Source organism: Agrobacterium sp. ST15.13.013 (assembly GCF_027956525.1).
Taxonomy (GTDB): Bacteria; Pseudomonadota; Alphaproteobacteria; order Rhizobiales; family Rhizobiaceae; genus Agrobacterium; species Agrobacterium salinitolerans.
The window spans coordinates 1-354 of record NZ_JAQKGP010000138.1 but is presented as its reverse complement, the minus strand read 5'-3'; the positions used below and the strand labels follow the sequence as shown (position 1 = coordinate 354).

Sequence of the window (354 nt, the reverse complement as noted above, 5' to 3'; positions counted from 1 at the left end):
TCGGCGACCGTCTGGATTACTACCCGGCCAACCTCTCCGGCGGCCAACAGCAGCGCGTGGCCATTGCCCGGGCGCTGGCCATGTCGCCGAAAGTTTTACTCTGTGACGAAATCACCTCGGCGCTCGACCCGGAACTGGTGGGTGAAGTGCTGAAGGTGCTGGAGCAACTGGCGGCGGAAGGTATGACGCTGATCCTCGTCACCCATGAAATGAATTTTGCCCGCGAAGTGGGCGACCGCGTGGTGTTTATGCATCAGGGACGCGTCTGGGAGCAGGGCGACAGCAAAACGCTGTTCGCCAGCCCGCAGACCAGCGAACTGAAACAGTTTATCTCCTCGGTGCGCGGTCTTAACT

The 354-nt window shown here is 60.5% G+C and carries 1 protein-coding gene; it reads left to right on the top strand.

What is annotated here, in order from left to right; genetic code table 11:
• A partial coding sequence (locus PL597_RS26250; protein WP_271366689.1) for an ATP-binding cassette domain-containing protein occupies positions 1 to 354 on the top strand: 354 nt, incomplete at both ends.